Raw genomic sequence first — 24,887 nt, forward strand, 5'->3', positions numbered from 1 at the left:
CGTCGCAATTGAGCGAATCGATTCAAGGAATAGGTTGACATGCCACGTCTTGAACCCCTCCAACCGATGGTCCCCTGGTTCGACGTGTCCACCACGCCAGAAGACTGGGACAACGCGCCACCGGATATCCTCGGCACCATCCTGACTCGTCTCTATCTGATTCGGGCATTCGAAGAGAAGGTGCTCGACCTCGCTGGCGAAGGCCTCATCCATGGACCGGTCCACTCGTCCATCGGGCAGGAAGGCGTGGCGGTTGGCTCGTGCGTCGCATTACGTCCGTCGGACCAGGTGAATGGCTCGCACCGCGCACACCACCAATTCCTGGCGAAATCGCTCGGATTCCTCGCCGACACCGACGATCCGACGGCGGAATTTTCGGCCCGGACCGAGGAACTCGTGCAGCGGACCATGGCCGAGATCGCAGGCCTCGCGGATGGTTTCTGTAAGGGTCGGGGCGGTTCCATGCACCTGCGATGGAAAAACGCGGGCGTTCTCGGCACGAACGCCATCGTGGGCGGTGGAGTTCCGTTCGCGGCAGGAGCGGCGTTCGCACAAAGGCGCTCGGGATCGGACGACGTGGTGGTGACGTACTTTGGCGATGGTGCAGTGAATATCGGGTCGGTGCTCGAAACGATGAATCTGAGTGCGGCCTGGAAGCTCCCATTGCTGTTCTTCATCGAAAATAACCTGTATGCGGTGGCGACGCATTTTGAAGATGTTTCCGAGGAGTCCCGCGCGTCGAGCCGCGGCCAGGCATTCGGGATTCCGTCATGGCGGGTCGACGGAATGGACCCGCTCGCGGTCAAGATCGCCACCGACCTCGCGTTGGAAGTCCTGCGCGCCGAGAACGGTCCTGCGATCATCGAAGCCAACTGCTACCGGTACTTCCACCAGAGCGGACCGCTTCCCGGCAGCGCTTTCGGTTACCGCAGCAAAGAGGAGGAGCAAGAGTGGCGCGCGCGCGACCCGCTCGAATTGGTCAAATCCGCGATGATCGATCGCGATCTCGTGACGGTCGAAGACATCAATCAGTTGGCCGAACGCGCACGATCTCTGATGCAGAGATGCGCGGAACGGTTGACCGAAACAGTCGACAACCGTCGCAGAATACGGGATGAGCTCTGGCCCAAACCCGAATTTCGCGATGTCGGCATCCGGGGTGACCTGTCGGAACTCGACGGCCTGCGGAACGAGGAAGAGCTTTCTTTCTCTGGCCCGCTTCACGAAAGGAAGTTCGTCGACGCCGTGGCGGACGTGATGCACAGGCGCATGGCGAGCGATGATTCGATCATCGTGTTGGGTGAGGACATCCACCGGCTCAAGGGCGGCACCAACGGCGCCACCAGGGGGCTCGCCGAGGCTTTCCCGGATCGCATTCTCTGCACACCGATCAGCGAAAATGCCTTCGTTGGGCTCGGCGGTGGTGTGGCCGCGGACGGACGCTTCAAACCTGTAGTCGAACTGATGTACGCGGACTTCTCATGGGTCGCTGCGGATCAGATCTTCAACCAGATTGCCAAGGCGCGCCACATGTTCGGCGGCGACATCGACATGCCACTTGTCCTGCGGACGAAGGTCGCGATGGGCACCGGATATGGATCCCAGCATTCGATGGATCCTACTGGCACGTACGCGGCGTCGCCGGGTTGGAGAATCGTGGCCGCATCTACGCCGTTTGATTACGTCGGCCTCATGAACTCGGCGCTCGCGTGCCAGGACCCGGTTCTCGTTTTGGAACACGTCGCTCTGTATCAGACCAAGGGCCGGATCCCCGTCGATGACCTCGACTATTACATACCGCTTGGCAAGGCCAAGATCGCGCGTTCCGGAAGCGTGCTGACGATTCTCACGTATCTGTCAATGGTTCATGAGGCGGTGGAGGCGGTCAACAATCTGGGGATCGACGCCGAGGTCGTCGATCTTCGGTCACTCGACCGAGCGAGTCTCGATTGGCACACCATCGAAGCGAGTGTGCAGAAGACCAACAACGTGATTGTTGTCGAGCAGGGCTCACTTGGCCATTCATACGGGGGCATGCTGGCAGACGAAATCCAGCGTCGTCTATTGGATTGGCTGGATCAACCCGTGTTAAGGGTCCATGGCGGGGAGGCGTCACCGAGCATCTCAAAGGTTCTTGAACGGGCGGCCATCGCAGGCCAGTCGGAGATCGAGGTGTGTCTCCGAACTGCGATGTCGAATCTGGGCACGCCCTTGCCTGATTAGCAGTCTCGGGTGTTCTACGAACTGAACTCGAAAAGGTACGGCGATGGGAGGTTCTAGTGCCGTTCGCACACAACGGAGAAACTCGGATCTTCTGGAGAGAAATCGGCTGCGGTGAACCGCTCCTCCTGATCATGGGCATCGGCTACACGTCGGACATGTGGCTCCACGTTGAACCGGGCCTGTCCGATCACTATCGAGTCATCATGTTCGACAACCGGGGCGTCGGCAAAAGCGATACCGTGCCTGGTCCGCACCGCATCCCGACGATGGCTGAGGATGCCGCAGCGGTTCTCGATGCGGCTGACGTCGAGACCGCCCACATCTTCGGCCTTTCGATGGGTGGCTACATCGCACAGGAATTCGCCCTGAATTTCCCACAGCGAGTTCGCGCGCTCGTTTTGGGTGGCGCTTCGTGCGGTGGGGAGAACGCAGTTCCGGCCAGACAGGAAGTCTGGGACGTTGCGCAGGAGCGACTGAACATGCCACCTGAAGACGCCGTCCGCGCGTTGGTTCCGTACATCTACGATCCGTCGACGCCGAGAGAACGGATTGAAATGGATATGAAGATCCGTCTCAGGACCTACCCATCAGCTGAATCTTACGTGGCACAGCTGGAGGGTATCCTTCAGTGGGAGTCTTTTGGACGACTCGGACAGCTTCGAGCCCCGACGCTGGTAATGCACGGGGAGCACGATCAGCTGGTTCCGCCTGAGAATGGCCGGCTGCTGGCCGAAATGATACCCGGGGCGACCCTCGAGATGCTGCCGGACGCCAGCCACATGTTCACCACCGATCGACCGCAAGAAACGGTTTCTACCGTCGTTCGATTCTTGGATGGGTGTGAGCAAAATGCACCCACTCCATCCTGAAAGTCGGTGCAGAAGGCCACACCCTGTGGGTGCTGAAGGCTGCCGGTCGATCCGGCCGCTGGGCGTAAGCCGTCCAGCTCTCGCCCTTCCGCTTCGGCCACGCCGTCAGGTCGCCGATTTTCGCCGTGTCACCGCGTGAAATCGGTGCGGTGTTGGTAAAGCATCGCGGCGACCACCAAGGTGGTGCCGCCAACCGCCGCGAAACCGAGAAGACCCCAGATCGAGTGCATGAAGAACTGGGATACTGCCAGGACCAGGATCGCTGCGACGAACAGGGTCCAGCCGGCGATATATGCCGAGGTGCGCTGCTGGCGGCGGGCGGCGCTCGATTCCTGCGCCAGCGGTCCGAGCTGCGCGTATGCCCAGAACTGGCCGGCAAAACCGGCGACGACGCGAAGGTCGGAGGCCTCGAACTTGCCGGTGATCCAGGTGGCCAGCCCGATCATCGGAACGGCCGCGAGGACGCCGAAGGCGACAAAGATCACGGGCAGGAGAACGGTCACACCGGCAAGTTGACGCGGGGTGAGGGGCCCTGCGAGGAGCAATCGCGCACGTCGCTCCTCGGCCCGATAGCCCTGAGCGACGAAGGACACAACCATACCGGCGATAATCGGGAACATCGCGATGACGAAGCTCGGTGGTCCCTGCCCTTCTTCGAGAAACCGTACCAGCACGCTGAGCAGGATGACGACGAAGGCAGCGATGCCGAAACCGCCGAGCAGCCACGGCCAGAAATAGAGGAGCTCAGCTTTCAGTGCTCGCCACATGGTGTCCCTCCTTGAGGATCTGTACCGCGATCTCGTCGACGCTCATGCGCGAGACCTCGACCGCCTCCGCCCCGAGCTCGTCGAGCTGGCGCAAGGTGGCCTCGGCATCCCGGGTGATGACCTGGTGCTCGGAGCGCACATGGCGGTGCTCGACGACACCGGAGAGTTCGACCTCTTCGTTCGTTAACCGGAAAGAAACCCGTCGCCAGCGCTCGCCGAGCTCGTCCCGCCCGGTACGCAACACGATTCGGCCGTCACGCAGGAAGACCAGCTCGTCAGCGAGGCGATTGATATCGGACAGGACGTGGGTGGAGTAGAGAACCGCGTGCTCTCCGTCCTCGATGGTCTCCCACAGCACGTCCAGCACCTCTGCTCTGACAACCGGGTCGAGGCCGGAGGTCGGCTCGTCCAGCAGGAGCAGGCGCGGCCGGTGAGACATGGCCGCTACAAGGGCGAGCTTGGTCGTGTTGCCGCGCGACAGCTTGTTGACCGGCCTGTCCAATGGCAGGCCGATGCGATCGGCGAGTCGCCTCGCACGGTCGTTCGACCAGCCGGGGAGCAGGCCGGCCAGGTACTCGAGGTTGCGGCCGGCTGTCCAACGCTGGAAGAATCCGCTCTCTTCACCGACATATCCGACATCGCGTCGGTACTCCGTTCGGACCGGGTGGACGGGCGCGCCGAAGACTCCGACGGCGCCCTCGTCCGGCACGACCAGACCGGAAATGCAGTTCAGGGTCGTAGTCTTACCGGCGCCGTTTGGCCCGACCAGGGCGAGCACAGTGCCCGCTTCCAGGGTCAGGTCGAGCGGCCCCAGCTGGAAACCCGGGAATCGCTTGCTGAGCCCGGCGAGGCGGATGGCCTCGGCATGGTCATTCATCGATGCGCCCCTCTCTTCAAGAGTTCGTCCAGGATGCGCCGCATCTCGGCTTCGCTCAGGCCCTCGGCGGCGGCATGCGCCACCAGCCTTCTCAGTGCGTTCTCGAAACGCTCCTCGGCCATCGTATTCTTCCTTCCTTTGGGTATCGGCGCCACCCAAAAACCCTTGCCGCGACGGGAATGCACGAGTCCCTCGCGCTCGAGATCGTCGTACGCGCGCTGCACCGTAATGACGCTCACCCGCTGTCCCTTGGCGAGACCGCGGATCGAGGGCAGCGGAGCGCCGCCGTCCAGATCGCCGGCAAGGATCTTCGCGCGAATCTGACGCGAGATCTGCGCGTGCAGCGGTTCGTCGGAAAGATCCGACAGGGTCAGGATCATGACGCCCCCTCGGCCTCCCTGCGCACCAGCATGGCTGCGGTCCAGTCGTCCTCCGGTGCGCGCACGCTGCGCTTCTGGACCGAATCGAAGAGCTCTGTGAGCCACGAGGAGGGCGACCCGGTCGGAGGTGCCTGGGAGAGCATCTCCTCCAGCACCTCGTACCCCATCGGCTCGCCGGCGGTATCGCGTGCCTCTGGTAAACCGTCGGTCAGCAGGAGCAGACTGTCGTCTTCCCTCAGCTCCACCCTGCGCGAGGCGTAGGCAACCCCCTCGCGAACGCCCAGCGGCAGGCGCGGTCCGGGCACCGACAGGGGCTGCGGGGGCTGGCCTGGTCGCACCAGATAGGGATCCGGCGCACCGGCGTTCGCCAGCTCGACGCGGCGGTCGGACGGATGGTACCGAGCCAACGTCAGGGCGACGAACTCGCCGCGGCCGAGCTCGAACGTCAACCGGCCGTTGAGCTGGGCCAGTGATTCGGCGACAGTGCCTTCGGCCGTGACGAAGGGAAGCATCGCCTTGACCGACGCCATGATGAGGCTGGCCGCGAAGCCCTTGCCGGCGACGTCGGCAATGATCACGTCGACGCTGCCGTCGGCGCGTCGCAGCACGTCGTAGAAATCTCCCGCCACGATCCGGGCCGGTTGGCAGCGAGCGGCCACCTCCCAACCCGGGCCAGTGACCTCGGATGGGGGCAGCAGCCGGCGTTGGACGTCGCGGGCCATCTCCAGCTCACGCCGCCCGAGCTCCTGCGCGACCAGATTTTCGAGTTGTAGACGCTCGACCATGTCGCCCCTGCGTTCGGCACCGATCTTCGCCACCTTGATGCCGCCCTCCGGCGATCCGGTCAGTAGCCCGTCGGCGAGGAGTGCCTCGTAGGCTGCCTCGACGGTGGACGGAGCTACCCGGAACTGGCGGGCCAGCTGCCGGTGTGCGGGCAGGACCTGGCCGGCCGCCAGCTCGCCGCGCACGATCCGTTCGCGGAGTTGGCGCGCGATCTGGTCGCGCACGGGCTCAGGGTCCCCGGGAGCCAGATGAAGGAGCAGTGGGAATGACTCACTGTTCATATACGATATATACAGTAAAATTCGAAAAAAGTTTCTTCCAGGGCGGGAGATTTCCCAATTATGTTGGGTGCCACCCATGAGAGGAGGGCGCGCCGGTTGGCGCGCCCTTCATAAAGAAATCGCACTGCGGCTCTCCTACTCGGTCAGGTTGAGAACGGCAAAGAAGTAACGATCGAATTGGGGCCGATAGATATACAGGCGAAGGTAGCCGTTGTCGTTTGCCCTGACCTGCTGGGTGAGGGCTTCGGTGGTGGCGATCGACAGGCCGTTGGCCTCGGTTATCACATCACCGGGAAGAAGCCCTTCCTCGCCGGCGGGCGATACCGGATCGACTCGGGTGATGACCACGCCGGAGATCTGATCACCGATACCATAGACCTGACGAAGCTGAGGGCTGATCTCCCGTGCCGTCACACCGATACGCGCCGAGGTGGTGTCCTCGGAGGATTCGGGGGAAGATGCCTGGAGCTGTTCGGAGCTCGGTCTTTCCTCGAGCTTGACCTTGAGTTCAACCTGCTTGCCATCACGAATTACCCCCATCTTGACTTTCGATCCAGGTTGCCGCGCGGAAACGGAGTCAATGAGCTCACGTGGGTTTTTGACAGCTTCTCCGTCGACCGAGACGATCGCATCGCCATGATCGAGGCCGGCCTTGTCGGCCGCGTGTCCGGGCTCCACCTCTTCGACGAATGCGCCGTCACGGGTGTCGAGCTCGAAGGCCTTCTGGATGTCAGGGCTGATGTCCCGAATCTGAGCGCCGAGGTAACCGCGCACCACTTTTCCATTCTCTCTGAGCTGGGGCAGGATTCGGGTCGCGGTGTTGATCGGTACAGCGAAACCGAGGTTTTGACCTCCGGCGTTGATGGCGGTGTTGATTCCGATGACCTGACCGAGGTCGTTGACCAGGGGACCGCCGGAGTTGCCGAAGTTGATTGCCGCATCGGTTTGGATGAAGTTCTCGAACGAGTTGTCGGCGAGGCCGAGAACACGTCCTGTCCCCGAGACGACACCAACGGTGACCGTGTCGTCCATGTTGAGCGGGTTGCCGACAGCGATCACCCACTCGCCGACCCGAAGAGCCTTTGAATTGCCGAGGGCAAGGAAGGGAAAGTCGCGATCCGGCTTGATCACCCGTAAGACCGCGATGTCGGTCGCCGGATCGCGGCCGACCACTTCGACGTTGTATGTCGTGCCGTCGTTGAGCTGAATCTCGATCTTGTCGGCGTCGTCGATGACGTGATTGTTGGTCAAAAGCTCGCCACCGCTATCGATAAAGAAGCCCGAACCGGCCGAACGACGAACCAGGGGCTGATCCGGTTGTTGCGTGGGCTGGCGAAATTCTGGACCGAAAAAGAACTCGAACGGGTTCGTCGGCATCTCGCGCCGGAGCTCGTCCGGTTGCACGACGTCGGTCGAATACACGGACACCACCGATGGGACGATGCGCTCTGCAAGCGTAGCGAAATCGAACTGGTGGCTCGGCCCGCTGACAACGGCCGGTGGCGGTGGTGGTGGTGTGGCTGCGGCCTTTGCCGTCATGTGAAAGCCACCGGCCAACATCACACCCCCCAGGAATGCGACTGCCACGATCACTACGATTGAAATTCCGCGCATGAGAGCTTTCAGTTTCATGATTCACCTCCGTTGCGAGCGGCCACGATCCGCTGGCACCCGGTAGCCACTGCCAGATTCATGCCAGGTTGCGAGGTGAGGTTCCGACGTCACGTGTCCCCCGAGTTCCGGGGCCGCGCAGGACCTGACGAGGCCGCGATACAAGGGGCCCACAGTCATCGCTCGTGGCCCTCGGCCGCGCTCGAGCCTGGTTGCACACGTTGATGGAAGATGGAGCATTTCAACCAAAGGTGGTCGAATTCGACCACCGTCCTCAGGTTCCGGCTGAGAAAAGCGCCTCATTTTCAAGGTTCCAAGATCTGGCACGGCCTTTGCGGAAGTCAGTGGTGCCCCAACGGTCCGGCGCCGTGCCGGGAGCCGGGTGGGACGCGACGGATGTGAATGATGGAAAGGAGATCATCATGAATAGCAAGCAAACTACTGTCATAGCTGTCATCGGGACCGTGTTTCTCGGTTTGACGTTGTCAACGCCGAGCCTCGCCGGCGACAGGGTTGCCGACACCGACATCACGTTCTGGGTTCAATCCGCCCTCCGTCAGGACGAACGAGTCGACGCATCGCGGATCACGGTTGCCACCACCGACGGCATTGTCACGTTATCCGGCGAGGTCGATAACATCACTGCCAAAGAGTATGCGGAAAGGGAGACCAAGAAGATCAACGGCGTGCTCGGCGTGATCAACCAGATTATCGTCGAGGCAGGCTGGAGGTCGGATGCAGACATTCAGCTCGTGGTCCGAAGGCGAATCCTCAACAGCGCTGTCATCGATTCGGAGGGCATAAAAGTGACCTCCGCCAACGGGAAAGTCACCCTAACGGGAGAGGTCGACTCATGGTCCGAATGGGAGGAGGCGGGCCTTCTGGCCGGCGAGGTCCGCGGCGTGCGAGAGGTGGCCAATGATCTGATGGTCCTGCCCACCGCCGGACGCAGCGATCTCGAAATCAAGAACGATGCGGTAGCGGCGTTGGCGAGGAACGTCTACACGACCAGCCTGCCGATCACCGTCGCGGTCAGGGACGGAGTGATCACCCTCACGGGTTCGGTCGGCAACGCCTTCGAGAAGGACCGCGCTGAAGAAACGGTCCGTTGGATCTCCAACGTACGAGGAGTCAACAATGCACTCGAGGTTGCCTGGATCGAAGAGAGAGGCGTGCGCGAAACGGAAGCTGTTCCCTCTGACTCCGAGCTTCTGCAATCGGTGCGAGAGGACCTGGATCAGGACTGGCGCCTGATCAACTCCGATATCTCTGTCGCGGTTACCGACGGAAACGTCAAATTGTACGGCTCGGTGCCGAACTACTCCGAGAAGCGTCTGGCCGAGAAGGATGCGCGTGACGTCGTCGGCGTCGGATGGGTCACCAACAACCTGTTTGCACGGGTTGACAAGCGGGAAGACCCCCTCATCGAATTCGATGTACGGTTCGACCTCGTCACCGATTCCAGCGTCGGTGCTTTCGACATCACACCGCGGGTGGAGAGCGGCATCGTTACGCTCTCTGGGAATGTCCACACTTGGTACCAGAAGTATCACGCCGGAGAGGTGGCGGCGGGTGTGAGAGGCGTGCGAGACGTGATCAACGAGATCGCCATCGCCCGCACGAACTGGGAATCCGACGCGGAGCTGACCAAGGATATTGCAAGCCGGCTCACCTGGAACTGGACCACGTGGTGGGTGCACGACGACATCGGAGTCACGGTGAAGAACGGTGTTGCGACGCTGACCGGAGACGTCAGCAGGTGGTCACAACGCAAGGAGGCCGGAAACGTGGCGATACATACGCCGGGCGTCTCGAAGGTCGACAACCGGCTGACCGTCAGGGGCTACGACTATCCCTGGGACGAGTGGTACACAAAGCCAACCTAACGGAGACGCCTTGTCGGTTGCTGGTGAATCAATCCGCTGAAGCTCAACGTGCCGCGAATGGAATCGATGGAAGCCGGTTGGCGCCGGCTTCCGTTCGTGGCGTCAGAGCGGTGGCTTCCAAAGTCGATTTCGCGAGCCCATGTCCATGCGCCGGGCTGGGGCTCGGGTAATCTGTCATGGTGACCACTGCGGAGGAAACCGAAAAGAATAGTGCCGACGAAACTCGGGGCAAGCGGCTTGCATTCCTCTCTCTGGCGGCTCTCGGGGTGGTGTATGGCGACATCGGAACCAGTCCCCTCTATGCAGTCCGCGAGTGCTTCCACGGCACCTACGCCATCGAAGTCAACCGCGCCAACATTCTCGGGGTGCTATCGCTGATTCTCTGGGCACTTTTGATCGTCGTCACCGTCAAGTACCTGTCGTTCATCCTGCGCGCCGACAACCGGGGCGAGGGCGGTGTGATCGCTCTGACGGCCCTGATCAGTCCGCAACGACGCACCCGTTCGGGACGTGTCCTTTTCCTCGGGGCCCTAGGTCTGTTCGGCGCCTCGTTGCTCTACGGCGACGGCATGATCACGCCGGCGATCTCGGTCCTCAGCGCTGTCGAGGGCCTTGATGTCGCGACGCCAGTCCTTTCGCCGTACGTCGTCCCGATCGCGGTCATGATCCTGTTCGCCCTGTTCGCTGTTCAGAAGTTCGGCACTGGCAGCGTCGGCGCGTTCTTCGGCCCCGTGACCCTGGTGTGGTTCGGCGTGCTGGCGGCGCTCGGTATCAGGAGCTTGGTCGCCAGTCCGGAGGTGCTTGTTGCCATCAGCCCTGCCTACGCCGCGGGGTTCCTCCTCAACAACGGGTCGGTCGGTTTCCTGACCCTCGGCGCGGTGTTCCTCGTCGTCACCGGTTCGGAGGCTTTGTACGCAGATATGGGTCACTTCGGCCGCCGGCCGATCCGCGTGGCGTGGTATTGCATTGTCCTGCCCTCCCTACTGCTCAACTACTTCGGCCAGGGGGCGCTGCTGTTGCGGCATCCCGAGGCCGCTCACAACCCCTTTTATAACCTTGCCCCGGCCTGGGCCCTTTATCCCCTGGTCGGGATCGCGACAGTTGCGACAATCATCGCCTCCCAGGCCGTGATCTCGGGCGCCTTCTCTTTGACGCGGCAGGCGATCCAGCTGGGCTACTGCCCGCGAATGCGGATCGAGCACACCTCGTCGGAGGAAATCGGGCAGGTGTACGTTCCCTTCGTGAACTGGACACTGATGATCGCCACCATCGGCATCGTGATGGTTTTCCGGTCATCCCACACTCTCGCTGCGGCCTACGGAGTCGCGGTCACGACGACCATGCTCATCACAACGATCCTATTCTTCTTCGTCGCCCGCGAGCGGTGGGGCTGGGGACTGCTCCGGGCAGGCCTGCCGACTGCGCTGTTTATCGTCGTTGATCTGTCGTTCTTCGGCGCCAACATCTCGAAGATCGGCCACGGCGCGTGGTTTCCACTGGTGATCGGCGTGGTCGTGTATTTCCTGTTTTCTACCTGGAGGCGTGGACGCCAGATCCTCGCCCGGAAGTTTGCGGCGAAAACGCAGCCGTTCGAGGATTTCTTTGCGATGCTCGAGACAGAGAAGATCCCGCGTGTGCCTGGTCGCGCGGTTTACATGACGAGCACTCATTCCGGAATCCCTCCGGTGTTGCTCCACAACCTTGCCCACAACAAGGTCCTGCACGAGGAGGTGGTGTTGCTCACCGTAGTGCCGGCGGAGGTTCCCCGCGTACCTGCCGGTGAAAAGATCGAGCTCGAGGAGCTCGGGCACGGCTTCTTCCAACTCACCGCCCACTACGGCTTCATGGAGACCGCAAGTGTGCCGCACGTGCTTGGCGCTGCAAAGGCAAAGGGCCTCGATCTCTCGATGGCCGACACCAGTTTCTTCCTCGGCCGGGAGGCGCTGTACGCGCGCACGAAGGATGGCCTGGCGGCGTGGCGGATCGCCGTCTTCCGCTTCATGTCACGCAATGCCCTTGGCGCCACGACGTTCTTCCATATTTCCCGAAACCGCGTCATCGAGATCGGCGCCCAGATCGAGCTCTAGAGGCCGGAGCTGTCGTGCAGCATTTGCTGATCACCAACCCAGAGAACCGGACCGTAGCTGTTTATGGTCCGTAGGATTAGAATCAGTGGCGTTTGGGAGGAGCAATGAAGCGAGCAATCGTCAGTCTCATGGTTGCGGGCCCAATACTCCTGATAGTCGGCGGTTGCGGACCCTCGGGGGAGGAGCTCAGGCAGGAGGAGATCAGAGAGCAGGCGCGAGTCGGAGCCGAACGGGCGGTGGAGGACAAACGACGCGACGAGATGGAGCGAGAAAAGACGGCTGCGGCTGTCGCGGCCTACCACGAATGGTTCATGCACGCGATGCGAGAGCCCAGCCCTCGGCCTCGAAAGTACGAAAACGCCGTGGAACACGTCTCACTCCAAGACAGGACCCTCGTGATCGGTCTCTCCATCGATGACAAGGAGGCGGCGATCGGCCTCTGTGATCTCACGCTCGAGGAATGGTCGGACCGAGTACGTCACGGCGTTTCCAAGATTCTGGTGGTTTCCGCCGGCGATGGGTCGAAGCTCGCAGAGTCATTCGGAACATCAGCCGGGACACAGGTGTGCCGGTAGATCCTCCCGGGTGCGCAAGACCGCGGCCGGGTTGATCTACATCCGAAACCCGAACACGAACGCATGGGCCTCGGTGTCGCCAACGTTGCTGACAACGCTGTAGCCCGCCGGAAGCCAGATAGCTTCTCCCGCCTTCATCACCTCTTCAGAGTCACTGACCGCCGCCCCTTGGAACTCGAGATCACAGTCTGAAGACGCAACCACCAACAACGGCAGATTGGGGGGCAGCGGGTTGCCCTGGAGCTGATCGAGCCTGCTATCGACAACCAGCACGTTTTCGTCGTCGAGGAGCACCTTGCCGTGGCGTTCCATTTCGATGGCGACATCGGGTACGGCAAGAGTCTCGAGATGTGGTGATGTCTCGACGGCGCTTCGTTCGACGATCAGAAATTCGCCCTCGGAGTCGCTGACGTTGGCGAAAGACAGGCGTCCCTTGGGCCAGGTGGCAATCTCGCCAGGAACCATGTGAACGATTTCTTCGACGCCGTTGTCGACGACACTCAAGGTGCACTCGGACAGCGGAAGAGCGTAGCGGACACCCGCCTCGTGCGGTGGGATCAGCTCCCCCGGGGGGAGAGCGACGTGGGCGACAGCGGCCCATTTGTTCGCGAACACGGTACGCGCCATCGACGGCGCCGCGGTGACCATCGCAGGATCAGTCGGTTGATCGGGCAGAATTTCAGCGACCTCCTGGGTAAAATCTTCGGATTCCTTTGTTTCGAGCTGCCGGCCACATCCCCACAGTGCGCCGAGGCAGCAGACGAACACCAGAATGTTGCGTGAGAGTTGCATGGTAATCCTCCATTTGTTCGGAATCATTTGTCGTAGCCACGTTGATGACAGAGGGCGACCACGGTCTGCAAAAGCTCGTCGTCGCTCAAAGTCGATCGGTTGAGCACCAGGTCGTAAAGGGTCGGATCATCGACAGTGTGCCCGAAGTAGTGTTCCAGGAAGTGTGCGCGACGATGGTCCACGTCTTCAATCCGCTTTCGCGCCTGTGCGGCGTCGACAGCGTCGCGACTCATGACGCGGCGGACTCGCTCTTCCTCGGACGCCACTAACCGAACGGTCAGCCCTCGGTTGTGGGGTAGAAAGAACTGTGCGCCGCGACCGACCAGCACGACGTTGCCGTGCATCCCGACGAGCCGGACAACCTTGCCAAGATGGTGCACATAGGTGTCGAGGTTGATGATCTGGTGCGGCATGAGATCACCGAGCACCTCACGCACCCAGTTCGCCTTGGCATCGTCGAGCAGGTGCACCATCTCGCTGTCGAGCTCGAAGGTTTCGGCGATGAGATCGACGATCTCGCCATCGAGAACCGGCCACTCGAGGGCCTCACCGAGGCGCCTCGCAAAATCACCGCCGCCGGCGCCCGATAACCTCGACACGGCAACATATGGTCCCATGTGATGATCAGGCGGATCATCCGGGAGCTCGTGATGCAGCGCAGCGTCGATGTTGCGTTTGATACGGTCCCAGTACAGCCTGTGATCGGCCAGTCGTTCAATGATTTCGCTCGTAGTCTCTGTCGTCATGATGTCCTCCAATGTCGCGTCATGCGCTCGCTCGTTGTGTTGCCAGCAGTCCGTACCCTTCGTCGTCGAATAGCCGGTAACCGGCTCGTTTGATCAGATCGTTCACCACGAACCAAACCAGGGAGTAGCCCCAGACGAAGCCCGCCCAGCGCCAGCCGATGGGGTTCATGAGAACGCCGTACACGGCAGCCAGTGTTGCCAGTACCTTGGTGGCGACGGCGGCCCACAGAAGGGCGGGCGCGGGCCTGCTCGACCAGAACGGGCCTCGGGTGCGAGTGAGAAAGATAGTCAGGTGCCCGGCCACCGCCAATTTGAGGAAAATCAGCGATTGGATCGTCGCGCGATCGAGGTGGAAGACCCGTTCGGCGAGGAAGAACAGTCCGAAGGTCGCAACAACTCCGGCTATGCCGAGAAGCGACGAAACCCCAAGAACGCGACCCATGTTCCATCGTTCCGGTTGCTCGGATGCCTCGGCACGATCGAAGGCGATCGCCAAGATCGGGCCGTCGTTGAGCAACGCCAGCAGCACGATCATCGCCGCTGTCACCGGGTAGAAGTTGAAAATCAAAATCGACGCTGTCATGAACAGCAGCACTCGAATCGTCTCGGCGATTCGGTAGATGGCGTAGCTGTTCATTCGCTGAAAGATGCGGCGGCTTGAACGGATGGCGTCGATGATCACCGACAGCCCGGGGTTTGTGAGGACAATATCGGCTGCGGCGCGTGCGGCGTCAGTGGCGCCCGACACGGCGATCCCGCAGTCCGCCTTTTTCAAGGCAGGCGCATCGTTGACGCCGTCGCCGGTCATGCCCGTGATGTGCCCCTTTTTCTGCAGCACGTCCACGATGTGATGCTTGTGTTCGGGAAACACCTGAGCGAAGCCGTTCGCCGCTTCGATGTCGTCGGAGAGCTGTGCGCCTTGGTGGTGAACAGTGCTTGAAAGCCGATCCGCATCGACGATGTTCGTGCCCAAACCGACCTGGCGCGCGATTTCTCGAGCGATCGACATCTGGTCGCCGGTGACCATTTTGACCTCGATGCCCAGGTCTCGGGCGGCGTTCAGAGTCTCTCTCGAGTCGGCCCGAGGCGGATCGTATAGTGGTAACACGCCAAGCATGCGCCAACGTCCGCCATCGACGGTGCGCGCGACGCCCAGCGACCGGTAGCCGCGCGTTGCGAACTCGTCCACCGTCGCCATCATCTCGTGGCGCATTTCGTCGTCGTCGTCGACCAGGGCGAGAACCGCCTGCGGCGCCCCCTTGGACACTTTGAATGTATGCCCGCGCTCATCCGCAACAGTGGCTTCCGTACGCTTGTTGACAGGATCGAACGGCACGAAGCTGGTGACCCTATGGCCCGCCAGAAGCGCGTCGTCGGGAACCTCATCGAGCACGGCAAGGTCGATCGGATCCTCGTTTGCCGGGTTCGACGCGAGCGCGGCGCAACGGATGACGTCGTCGAGTTCGACGCCCGGAGCCACAACCGGTTCACCGAAGCTGAGTTTGTTCTCCGTCAACGTGCCGGTCTTGTCGGTGCACAGCACATCCATTCCTGCGAGCTCCTCGATTGCCGCCAGGCGGCTGACGATCGCGTTCTTGGCGGCCAACAGTCGCGCGCCGACCGCCATGGTGACCGACAGCACGGCCGGCATGGCGACCGGGATTGCGGCGATCGTCAGCACCAGGGCGAACTCAAGCGTGGTGACGATCGGGTCACCCCGGAAGAGAGCCACCAGGAGAATCAGGGCGATCATCGCCGCTGCCAGGACAAGCAACGCGTCACCGATCTTGAGAACCGCCTGCTGGAAATGGCTGACAGTTTCCGACTGCTCGACCAAAAGCGCGGTGCGTCCGAAGAACGTGTCGCCTCCGGTGGCGATCACCGTGGCGTCAGATTCGCCCAGCTTGAGGACCGAACCCGAGTACACGGCATCGCCATGTGATCGCTTGACGGGCAGCGACTCGCCGGTGAGTGCGGACTGGTCCACCTGAAGCTCGCCGTCATCTCGAAGGCGGGCGTCAGCCGGGATCACGTCGCCGAGCCGGAGCCTGATGAGGTCTCCGGGAACGAGCTCGCGTGCCGCGATCGTCCGCCACGCGCTGTCGCGCCGGACCCGCGCCGTTGGTGCGAGCTTTGACTTGAGCGCATCGATCGCCGTGTCCGCCTGGTACTCCTCCCAAAAACCGACAACCGCGTTGCCGACGAGGAGCACGAGAATGATCGCCAGATCGGCCCAGTGGTGGACGACGGCTGACAGAACTGCAGCAGCTTCGATCATCCAAGGGATCGGACCCCAGAAGTACGACAGGAATGTGCGCAACACGTTCCGGGGGTGTTCAGGAAGCTCGTTCGGACCAAACCGCTCGAGGCGATTGGCGACCTCGGAGGTGGCGAGGCCTTCGCTGGCGGTATCAAACTCCGCGTCGAGGGTATTGATCGACTTGTGATTGTCGTCCGTTCCGGTGACGAACTCCGTTGCAAGCTGTCGCGCTATCGCCATAATTTCTCCTTGCCGACCGTTTTGGCGGGCCGACACCCGGTCATTGACCACCGCAAGGAACGTGCCAGAGAAAGATGCGTTTCAATATTCGATCGGCAGTCGTGAACGGGTCGCGGGCTGGCTCATTTGAACCAAGCGTGGTTGATCTCGGCCGGAGACCTGGCGTGGATATGTGCGGGTTCGACAGGTTCGATTTCAAGCCGCCTACAATTCGAGATTCGCAGACGCCAGACCGAAGAGGTCCTTGAGGGTGAGGATGCCGAGCAAATGATCTCCCTCGACAACGGACATGAGCGATTGGCCCGTGCGGCTCATGATGGCCGGGGCCTGCATCGCATCGACCTGCAGGAATATATCGTGCATACTGAGCTCGCCGTCATGATCAAGAGAACACCAACATTCGGGGTGAGTGCCGCCGCTCCGGGGAAACAGGTCGTGTCGACGGGGATCGCGAGCGCCCGCAGCATTGGGTCGACCGCGGATCGAACGAGCCCATGAACTCCTCCCCGAACGGCAGCCTCGGGACGTGGGAATTGGTCGCGATCGGTGTCGGGGGCATGGTGGGAGGCGGGATCTTCGCGGTCCTGGGCTTGGCGGTGCAGTTTGCCGGAGGCGGTACTCCGGTCGCCTTTCTCATCGCCGGGTTCGTCGCCCTGCTCACATCGTATTCGTACGCCAAGCTCGCCGTGGCCTATCCCAGCCAGGGGGGCACCGTCGTGTTTCTCGACCGTGCCTTCGGTGTCGACATGTTCACGGGCAGCATGAATGTGTTGCTGTGGTTGAGCTATGTCGTCATGCTCGCACTCTACGCTCGTGCATTCGGAAGCTACGGCGCGACCTTCTACTCTGGGACCCATGATCCCTTGATCGAGCACCTCCTGATCAGCGGCGCAATTCTCGTGCCGACGGCACTCAACCTGCTGAGCGCCGATATGATCGGGCGTGCCGAAACCTGGATCGTCGGTCTCAAGATCGGGCTTCTGGCGGTATTCGTCGCGGTCGGCCTCGCCGGGATAGATCCTGAACGCCTGGCATTCGCCACCTGGACTCCGCCCGTCCAATTACTGACCGGCGGCATGATCATCTTCGTTGCCTACGAGGGCTTCGAGCTGATCGCCAACGCGGCCGGCGATGTCCGCCAACCGGCGCGGGTGCTGCCGAGGGCCTTCTACATCTCGGTGGGCAGCGTGATCGTGCTGTACGTTCTGGTATCAGCGGTGACGGTCGGCAATCTCCCCCTGGCGCGCATCGCCGCAGCCCGAGATTACGCCCTCGCCGAAGCGGCACAGCCCTTCCTCGGCCGCCCCGGGTTCACACTCATCGCGATCGCGGCCCTGCTGTCGACGGTGTCAGCCATCAACGCCACCCTGTATGGTGCGTCCAGGCTGAGCTACAACATCGCCAAGGAGGGCGAACTGCCGGCTGCCCTGGAGCGGAAGATCTGGAACCGGCCCGTCGAGGGTCTCCTGATCACCTCCAGCCTGTCTCTCCTGCTCGCCAATCTGGCGGACCTGTCGAGTATCTCTACCATCGGGAGCACCGGTTTCCTTTTGATTTTCGCCGCAGTCAACGCCGCAAACTTCGTTCTTGCCGATTCCACCGGTGCCCTCCGGTGGTTGGCCGCAACCGGGATTGTTGGTTGTCTCGTGGCGGCTGGCGCGTTGGTATGGCAGACGGCGGAGAGCTCACCGCGGACGTTGTGGGTGATTGTTGCCATGATTACCCTTGCGGTGGCAATCGAGGGCGCCTATCGGCTCACGCGGCGCCGCACATTACACCTGATGTGACCTGAGGCACCGGTTCCGTCGGCAGGCGTTGTAATGTTGCGTCGAGGCTCAGTCCGAAATCTCTATGTGGTGTTTTTCGATGCGGTAACGAAGCGTCTGGCGGGTGGTGCCGAGTATCCGCGCCGCCGAGGAGACGTTGCCGTGCGTGCGATCCAATGCCTTCTCGATGATCATCTTTTCCATATCGTCGAGCGATAGGCTGCCGTCAACAGGCAACTGCAAGGAGCCGGAATCCACGGACATCGTCGTTGGTCCGCCCTCGGCCCCTGTCGGTTGTCCGAGCTGCAACCATTCGACCGGAAATCGTTCGCCGTCTGAGAGGAGCACGCAACGCTCGATGGCGTTGCGCAGCTCACGGACATTCCCCGGCCAGTGGTATCCACGCAGCGTGTTCCACGCCGGGTCCGGGATATCGCGCACGCATTTGTCCGCGACAACGTTGAACTCATCAACAAAAAGCGGCACCAGTGCGTCGAGGTCGTCCATTCGCGACCGCAGCGGCGGGACGTCAAGCACGAACACGCTGAGGCGATGATAGAGATCAGCGCGAAACGACCCGTCAGCCACGTGGTTCGGCAGGTTGCGATTACTCGCCGCGAGGACCTGCACGTCAACCTCGATCTCGCGTTCACCGCCGACTCGCCTCAGCCTGCGGTCCTCGATCGCCTTCAGCAGCTTGGCCTGGAGACCTGGAGCCAACTCCGTGATCTCGTCGAGAAAGATGGTGCCCCCGTTCGCCTGCTCGAGGAGGCCGCGATGGCGTCCCTTGGCCCCGGTGAATGCTCCGCCCTCATGGCCGAAAAGCTCCGATTCGAGGAGCTCCGCCGGCAGTGCGGCACAGTTGATTTCGACCATCGGCGCGGCGGCCCGTACACCGGAGTAATGCAGGATCCGCGCAGCCAGTCCTTTTCCCGTCCCGGTTTCGCCTGTGATGATAATGGCGGTAAGCGGAACGCTGGAAAGCTTGTGCATCATCCGGCGGAGTTCGGATGTCGCGGAGCTCGAGCCGACAAACGCTTCGGGCGAGTAGCGGCGGTTGTGCGCGGCCGTCTGGTCATGCAAACGCCGTTGGGCGCGGGCACTGCGGGTGGCACCTGCGACCACCAGATCAAGGCGCTCGACGGGGCATGGCTTTTCGAGAAACTCGAAGGCACCGAGGCGCAAAGCGCGGACGGAATCCGGGATGGTTCCATAGGCTGTCAGCAGGATCCACTCACCCCCGATCGTATGGTTGCGGGCCCACTCGAGGATGTCGAGCGCATTGCCGTCTGGGAGATTCATATCCGACAGCACTACCAGCGGATCGAGAGATTTCTCCTTCAGGAGTCTCTTCGCAGCGCCGAGGTCGGCTGCATGAACCACCTCCCAGCCGGAGTCACGGTAGTGCCGGGCCAGCTCGTTTGCCAACAGGTCTTCGTCCTCGATGACGAGCAGGGTGTCAGCCATTGCAGCATTCCACGATCAGGCGTACGCACGCTCCATGGGGTTCCATGTTGGTCAACTTGATCTCCCCTCCCAAATCGGCGGCCACCCGGCGCACCATCGCGAGACCAAGGCCGGTGCCGGAGCCGCCGGTGGCAAACTTCCTGACGCCTCCGGTCAGGATCTCGTTCGAGAACCCGGGGCCATCGTCGCACACGGTGACCTCGATGTTGCCATTCTCCCGCTTAGCCCCAATGGCGATATGGGCCGGTTCACGGCCGACCGCCTGAACTGAGTTGAGAATCAAATTCAACAGAGCCTGCCGCACCCTGTCCTGCGGCAGATTGCAGTGAAGGTCGTCATCGATTGTGCACTCGAGCACAATGCGATCAGGAATCTGGTAACGCATCAAATTCAACAGATTCGTCACGAGCTCCCGAAGATTGACCTTTCGCGGCGGTTCAGGACGATGGCGCGCCGCTTCAAGCGCCTGATTGAGGAGACGGGTGAGACGCTCAATTTCGGCGATCACGAGATCGAGGCGTTCGGTCATGTCGGCGTCGGTCGTTTCGCGGCGCAAATTACCGAGGCTCATCAAGATGCCCGCTAGAGGATTGCGGAGCTCGTGGGCGAGATTGGCCGTTGTTTCACCAACCGCAGCCAACCGTTCGGCCCTCGCGAGGGTGCTTTGCTGTTCGAGCAGGGTTTCGGTCGCAGTGCGAATTTCGGCCTCGAGATTCGCGGTGTGGGATCGCTGAATGGCCTCGAGCTCATCGAGCCGCCTGACGAGCTCGTTGTAATTGGTAAACAGGGGCGTGAGGGAGGGATGCACCGCCTCGACACTGACTCGGTGACGGTCCCCACTTCCGAGCTCCGTCAGGAGGCGACGAAGATCGTCCAACGGCGAGGCGATCCATCGTCTCCTGATCCACCACATCACGACCACCAGCAGGGGCACCACACCGCATATGCCGACCGCGAGGGCGAGTTCCCTGCTTGCGGCCCTTTCGGTAGCGTCCCACAACGAGTTCTGCGCGGTTGCCTCAGTCCGGAGTACGTTCCCCATCGTCGCCACAATCTCGATAAGACGATTCCTCGAGACCTCGTCGTCCGATTCGAGTATCTCGGTCAATCTCAACAAGCGCTCGTCGTTGGCAGGGTCCAGAGCGCGCCCGCTCGCACGCAACTTGCGCAATTCCTGGCGGAGCTCCTCGATAATGACGGGATCCACGACTTCCCGGTCTCCCGGATGCTCGAGAAACGATTCCTGTGCCCGGAGGCCGAGCCGGAGCATCCGGCTGGTGTGATCGCCTCGCTCGCGCATAGTGTGCAGGCGTGAGCGAGCCTGGACCGCAAGCAAACTGAGCCCGATGATCGCGATCAGACAGCCGCTCAGCAGCACGGCAACGATCGCCTGCGCTGGCCGGATCAGCACCCGGGTCCACATGAATTCGATCCTTTCCTCCCTCGACATATTCTCCCTGCCGTGGACGTTGCGCAAGCCAGTCCTTTTTCGATTGCGGATACGGACGGAGCCTGCCCCTGGCGGACCACGCCCCAAGTGGAGCCGGAAGCAGTGGCTTCTGGCCGGCGTCGGGAGGCCGAAAGACGGGAAACGACGAAGGCCTTCAGTGTGTTGATGCAAGCAAATACAATTTTTCACCGAAAATCATTCAATGGGGTGAAGAAGACCACTCATTTGAGGGATTGCAGGGAACACTTCGAGGCCCTATTGTGTATATAACGTGAACGATTTATTGGCCGGCGCACCGAGTCCGACAGGGTCTTTCAGGGTGGGTTGGTTTTTTGGGGGCATCCGTTGAGGAGAGGAAGGTGGCCATGAGTCAAAAAGGATTCACCCTGACCGAAACACTCATCGCCGTTATGCTGGTCGGTATTCTTTCGGCGGTCACCGTTCCGTTGGTACCCGCGGTGCAATCGGCGGCCTCGACCGCCCGCTGCATGGCGAACATGGAGAACTTCGCCAGCGAGATCCAGACGCTCGCAATCGACGGCCACATCCCCACCCAGGATGAGGTGCGGGAACACATCGATTGGGAAGGCAAGTACAAGGACTACTGGTACATCCCCAACAACTCGGACTTCAACAAGGGCCACGGAAACGACCTCGATGGGTGCGACGAAGAGAACCCCGGACAGTCGATGGCCAACCGCGAGTGCATCCCGATGCGTTTCTTGATCATCTGCAGGCATGAGTTCCACGGCAGCGAAAGCGACGCCAAGTACTGCTTCAAGACGGATTTCCTGGTGCCTCAGATCGTGCCGTGGAACGAGGTTCCCCACACCTACCTGAAGGACGCGAACTGGTGGCTCGGAGACGACCCGGGCTTCCAGAAATGGATCGGGCGGACTCCGAAGAAATAGCGCAACAGTATGAGCGGCGCCCTGGGCGGCGAGGGCCTCATCCACCGCGCCCTGAATCGGTGGACTACGGTACCGCTGTCGATCACTTCCCGGTGGAGTTACCGGACGAGAAGCCGTCGTTCATGTTGTAAGGATCGGCGAGGGTGGCGGCTAGCTCCTCGTTAGCCCCGTTGGTGATCGTGGCCTGGAACTCATCGTCGGGAGCAGGATTCAACTCGAAAGTGGAAGTGATTTCGTCCGTTCTCCAGGGGTAGCTGTCGTGACGATCAGGTTGGATCCGGCTGGCCCTCCGGCTGATCGATCCGGGCGAGGGCCCAGAAGGATCTCCAGATACCGTCCTCTTCCTTGCGCCCGATCCAGAGCCCACGGCCCGGGAGGCTGACCGGCTCCTCGCCGGGTGGCTGGATGGTGGCGGTGAAGCTTTCGCGGACAAAGACGTGGTCCCCCACGATTCGATACTCGTTGCTGTAGTCCGAGATCCTGGCGTTCACGACCTCGAAGGACTGCCGGTAGAACTCCTCGAGGGCCTCGCGGCCGCGCACCTCCGGACCCATCGGCGGCTGGTGTACCCCATCCTCCGCCCAGTACGAGGCGACCCGCTTGAAGTCGCCGTCGTTGAAGGCCTGCAGATAGTCCTGGATCATCTCGTCGAAACCGGCGTCATGTGTCGCGGAGTGATTCATGGCCCATCTCCTTCGTCGCGCAGCTTCCTTGTATCGTGCTCCGCCGCAGTGAATCCGGGTGCCGCGGCGAGCGACAGCGGGATGCGACACCCCTTTGATCAGATCAAACCTTTGGTGACCTCGGTCGGGCCGAGGAGGACTCCGAAGTCAGTGGAGGTGACGTTATCGAGGTTCGGATGGGTAGCGACCGATTTGAAGAGTTCAGTCTGGGCGAAGTCCTCCATCGATTGCTTGTCCTTCCAGAAGTAGACACCGCCATACGTGCCGGTCTCCGAGTCCGCCAGCCAGGTTTTCCGAACCAGGCCCGGTATGGCGGCGTAGCTGGGCGCAAGGTTGTCGCAGAGGCCCGCGTAGTCAGCTTCGCTCACATCTTTCAGCCTAAAGGTGATGATTTGGATGTGCATTGCCACCTCCCTCGAGTTGGTTGCCAGTCAGTCCGAAACCATGATCGATACTCGAAATGTAGTCCCCGAATCACTGATTGTCTATGCAGATGCCCTTGGCGTGAGACCATCTCAATTCCCTGACGCGTAGCTGATTCGATAGATCGCGCCGGCGTAGTCGTCCGACACCAGAATCGATCCGTCGGGCAGCTGCAGCAGATCGACCGGACGGCCCCACGCCTTCTGGCCATCGAGCCATCCCTCGGCGAACACTTCGTAGGAGGCGGCGCGCCCGTTCCGGATCTGGACCAGCGTGATCCGGTAGCCAATCTTCTTCGAACGGTTCCACGACCCGTGCTCGGCGATCAGCACCTGGCCTCGGTACTCGGGCGGGAACTGGTAGCCGGTGTAGAAGCGCAGCCCGAGTGCCGCGACGTGGGGCCCCAGATTTTGCTCGGGCGCGACGAATTCCTCGCATCCCCGCTGGTCGCCGAAATCCGGGTCCGCGATGTCTCCTCCGTGACAGAAGGGGTAACCGAAGTGGTGTCCCTTGCCCGGGGCGCGGTTGAGCTCGTCGGGCGGCGAGTTATCGCCGAGCCAGTCGCGGCCGTTGTCGGTGAACCAGAGGTCGCCGGTTCCGGGGTGCCAGTCGAAGCCGACGGTGTTGCGGACGCCGCGGGCGAAGATCTCGAGCCGGTCGCCGTCGGCGCTGACCCTCAGAATCGAGGCAAAGCGCTCGTCTTCCGAGAGGCAGATGTTGCATGGCGCGCCGATCGGTACGTAGAGCATGCCGTCGGGTCCGAATGCGATGTATTTCCATCCGTGGTGGGCCTCGCTGGGCAATCCGTCGACGAAGATCTCCGGCATTGGAGGGTCGTCGATCCGATCTACGATGTCGGGAAACCGCAGGATACGGCTGATCTCGGCAACATAGAGATCACGATCTCGTATCGCCACACCGTTCGGCGAATCGAGACCTCTGGCCAACCTCACGACCCGGTCCGCCCTGAAGTCACCGTCGTCGTCTCGCACCGCCCACACCGAGTCTCCCTTTCGGTTGCCGACGAACACCGTTCCTCCGGGACCGAGAGCCATCGAGCGCGCATTGTCCACCCGGGCGTACAAATCGATGGAGAATCCGTCCGGCAGCTCGATCTGGTCCAGCGGGAGCTCGCTTCGATTGCCGATGGCGATCGCCGGCGAAACGCCCAGGTCCGATCCGCATCCGAGAAGGAGGAGACAGGTGATCGCGTATCGGGAGTGTTTGTACCTCATGGGTTGTGAGCCTATCAGTGTCGCGGGCATCTGGCAGGTCCCCGTCGGCAGCGGAGCGCGCCTTCGGGCCGCGGGTGCGTTCGTGTCGATAGTCCGAGGCTGCCGCCCGTCAGTCCTTCGATCTGGATGCCTTCCGCTTTCGCAAGCCGAGGATCCGCCGGATCGTGTCGACCGCGAGCTCCGGATCGCACGGCTTGTTGAGGAAGCCTTCGGGCGGCGCCACCGGCCGGTCGTAGATCACCTTCCGGAACTCGGGGTGGCCGGTGATGATGCACACCGCGATGCCTGCCGTCTCTGCGTTTTCACGAAGATCGGTGAAGGTATCGATGCCGTCCCTGCCGGGCATCGATAGGTCGAGCGTGATGAGGTCGGGCCGCTTACTCTCGGCCATTCGGAGGGCCTCGAGGCCGTCGGCGGCTTCGAAGGTCAGAGCCCCTTCATCCGAGAAGAGAGTGGTGAGGAACGTGCGGATCTCTTCGTCATCGTCGACGACCAGCACCTTCGCACCGCTGAGCTTGCCGAGTGGCACATCACCGAGTAGTTCGCGGTCTTCCATGATGCGTCCTCCCCGCCGT

Annotated in this window: 22 protein-coding genes; 7 read left to right on the forward strand and 15 right to left on the reverse strand. The window is 61.8% G+C overall.

All coding sequences use genetic code 11. From position 1 onward, the window contains the following. The first annotated feature begins 39 nt into the window (after positions 1–39). Entirely contained in the window at positions 40–2,223 is a 2,184-nt protein-coding gene (locus LJE93_03970; protein MCG6948059.1) for an MFS transporter, read from the forward strand. Between the two features lie 56 nt (positions 2,224–2,279). Beyond that, entirely contained in the window at positions 2,280–3,092 is an 813-nt protein-coding gene (locus LJE93_03975; GenBank protein ID MCG6948060.1) for an alpha/beta hydrolase, read from the forward strand. Positions 3,093–3,220: 128 nt separating this feature from the next. On the opposite strand, the gene LJE93_03980 is transcribed toward LJE93_03975, so the two are convergent. The 5 genes from LJE93_03980 to LJE93_04000 all read right to left on the reverse strand — a co-directional run bounded on the left by LJE93_03980 (position 3,221) and on the right by LJE93_04000 (position 7,812). Continuing rightward, positions 3,221–3,859: a hypothetical protein gene (locus tag LJE93_03980; protein ID MCG6948061.1), complete on the reverse strand. Its 639-nt coding sequence runs from the start codon at positions 3,857–3,859 to the stop codon at positions 3,221–3,223. Continuing rightward, a complete protein-coding gene (locus LJE93_03985) occupies positions 3,837–4,736 on the reverse strand; it encodes an ABC transporter ATP-binding protein (protein ID MCG6948062.1) in 900 nt (299 codons plus the stop codon). The genes LJE93_03980 and LJE93_03985 overlap by 23 nt, the downstream gene beginning before the upstream one ends. Further along, a complete protein-coding gene (locus LJE93_03990; protein MCG6948063.1) occupies positions 4,733–5,116 on the reverse strand; it encodes a GntR family transcriptional regulator in 384 nt (127 codons plus the stop codon). Before LJE93_03990 ends, LJE93_03985 begins: the two co-directional genes overlap by 4 nt. After that, positions 5,113–6,123, reverse strand: coding sequence for a SpoIIE family protein phosphatase (locus LJE93_03995; protein MCG6948064.1), 1,011 nt, complete (start codon positions 6,121–6,123; stop codon positions 5,113–5,115). Before LJE93_03995 ends, LJE93_03990 begins: the two co-directional genes overlap by 4 nt. A 192-nt stretch (positions 6,124–6,315) precedes the next feature. Next, positions 6,316–7,812 (reverse strand): Do family serine endopeptidase, encoded by a 1,497-nt coding sequence (locus LJE93_04000; protein MCG6948065.1) that lies wholly within the window; start codon positions 7,810–7,812, stop codon positions 6,316–6,318. 401 nt (positions 7,813–8,213) lie between these two features. Here LJE93_04000 and LJE93_04005 point away from each other — a divergent pair, with 401 nt between their 5' ends. The 3 genes from LJE93_04005 (at position 8,214) to LJE93_04015 (ending at position 12,339) form a co-directional block, all read left to right on the forward strand. Continuing rightward, entirely contained in the window at positions 8,214–9,677 is a 1,464-nt protein-coding gene (locus LJE93_04005) for a BON domain-containing protein (protein MCG6948066.1), read from the forward strand. Between the two features lie 176 nt (positions 9,678–9,853). After that, entirely contained in the window at positions 9,854–11,764 is a 1,911-nt protein-coding gene (locus LJE93_04010; GenBank protein ID MCG6948067.1) for a potassium transporter Kup, read from the forward strand. A gap of 104 nt (positions 11,765–11,868) precedes the next feature. Further along, positions 11,869–12,339 (forward strand): hypothetical protein, encoded by a 471-nt coding sequence (locus LJE93_04015; protein ID MCG6948068.1) that lies wholly within the window; start codon positions 11,869–11,871, stop codon positions 12,337–12,339. A gap of 36 nt (positions 12,340–12,375) precedes the next feature. Here the strand turns inward: LJE93_04015 and LJE93_04020 are convergent, their stop codons facing one another. From LJE93_04020 to LJE93_04035, 4 genes are all read right to left on the reverse strand, one after another. Further along, the gene (locus tag LJE93_04020; GenBank protein ID MCG6948069.1) at positions 12,376–13,131 is read right to left on the reverse strand and encodes a hypothetical protein; all 756 of its coding nucleotides are present in this window, start codon (positions 13,129–13,131) and stop codon (positions 12,376–12,378) included. A 23-nt stretch (positions 13,132–13,154) separates the two neighbouring features. After that, positions 13,155–13,877, reverse strand: coding sequence for a cytidylate kinase-like family protein (locus LJE93_04025; GenBank protein MCG6948070.1), 723 nt, complete (start codon positions 13,875–13,877; stop codon positions 13,155–13,157). Positions 13,878–13,896: 19 nt separating this feature from the next. Then, the gene (locus LJE93_04030) at positions 13,897–16,377 is read right to left on the reverse strand and encodes a plasma-membrane proton-efflux P-type ATPase (protein MCG6948071.1); all 2,481 of its coding nucleotides are present in this window, start codon (positions 16,375–16,377) and stop codon (positions 13,897–13,899) included. 204 nt (positions 16,378–16,581) lie between these two features. Next, positions 16,582–16,740 (reverse strand): hypothetical protein, encoded by a 159-nt coding sequence (locus LJE93_04035; protein MCG6948072.1) that lies wholly within the window; start codon positions 16,738–16,740, stop codon positions 16,582–16,584. Between the two features lie 131 nt (positions 16,741–16,871). Between LJE93_04035 and LJE93_04040 the strand changes: the two genes are divergently transcribed. Next, complete coding sequence (locus tag LJE93_04040) at positions 16,872–18,164, forward strand: APC family permease (protein ID MCG6948073.1); 1,293 nt, start codon at positions 16,872–16,874, stop codon at positions 18,162–18,164. Between the two features lie 48 nt (positions 18,165–18,212). On the opposite strand, the gene LJE93_04045 is transcribed toward LJE93_04040, so the two are convergent. Both LJE93_04045 and LJE93_04050 read right to left on the reverse strand, forming a co-directional pair. Beyond that, a complete protein-coding gene (locus LJE93_04045) occupies positions 18,213–19,610 on the reverse strand; it encodes a sigma-54 dependent transcriptional regulator (GenBank protein ID MCG6948074.1) in 1,398 nt (465 codons plus the stop codon). After that, positions 19,603–21,033 (reverse strand): two-component sensor histidine kinase, encoded by a 1,431-nt coding sequence (locus tag LJE93_04050; GenBank protein ID MCG6948075.1) that lies wholly within the window; start codon positions 21,031–21,033, stop codon positions 19,603–19,605. Before LJE93_04050 ends, LJE93_04045 begins: the two co-directional genes overlap by 8 nt. Before the next feature lie 392 nt (positions 21,034–21,425). Between LJE93_04050 and LJE93_04055 the strand changes: the two genes are divergently transcribed. Beyond that, a complete protein-coding gene (locus LJE93_04055; GenBank protein MCG6948076.1) occupies positions 21,426–21,971 on the forward strand; it encodes a type II secretion system GspH family protein in 546 nt (181 codons plus the stop codon). A gap of 266 nt (positions 21,972–22,237) precedes the next feature. Here the strand turns inward: LJE93_04055 and LJE93_04060 are convergent, their stop codons facing one another. The 4 genes from LJE93_04060 to LJE93_04075 all read right to left on the reverse strand — a co-directional run bounded on the left by LJE93_04060 (position 22,238) and on the right by LJE93_04075 (position 24,868). Further along, a complete protein-coding gene (locus tag LJE93_04060) occupies positions 22,238–22,654 on the reverse strand; it encodes an SgcJ/EcaC family oxidoreductase (protein MCG6948077.1) in 417 nt (138 codons plus the stop codon). 98 nt (positions 22,655–22,752) lie between these two features. Next, on the reverse strand, positions 22,753–23,058 hold the full coding sequence (locus LJE93_04065) for a YdhR family protein (GenBank protein ID MCG6948078.1): 306 nt from the start codon (positions 23,056–23,058) through the stop codon (positions 22,753–22,755). 111 nt (positions 23,059–23,169) lie between these two features. Next, the gene (locus LJE93_04070) at positions 23,170–24,312 is read right to left on the reverse strand and encodes a PQQ-dependent sugar dehydrogenase (GenBank protein ID MCG6948079.1); all 1,143 of its coding nucleotides are present in this window, start codon (positions 24,310–24,312) and stop codon (positions 23,170–23,172) included. 109 nt (positions 24,313–24,421) lie between these two features. After that, positions 24,422–24,868, reverse strand: a complete 447-nt coding sequence (locus LJE93_04075; GenBank protein ID MCG6948080.1) for a response regulator — start codon at positions 24,866–24,868, stop codon at positions 24,422–24,424. Between the last annotated feature and the right edge of the window lie 19 nt (positions 24,869–24,887).

The sequence above is a fragment of the Acidobacteriota bacterium genome, from assembly GCA_022340665.1.
Lineage (GTDB): Bacteria > Acidobacteriota > Thermoanaerobaculia > Thermoanaerobaculales > Sulfomarinibacteraceae > Sulfomarinibacter.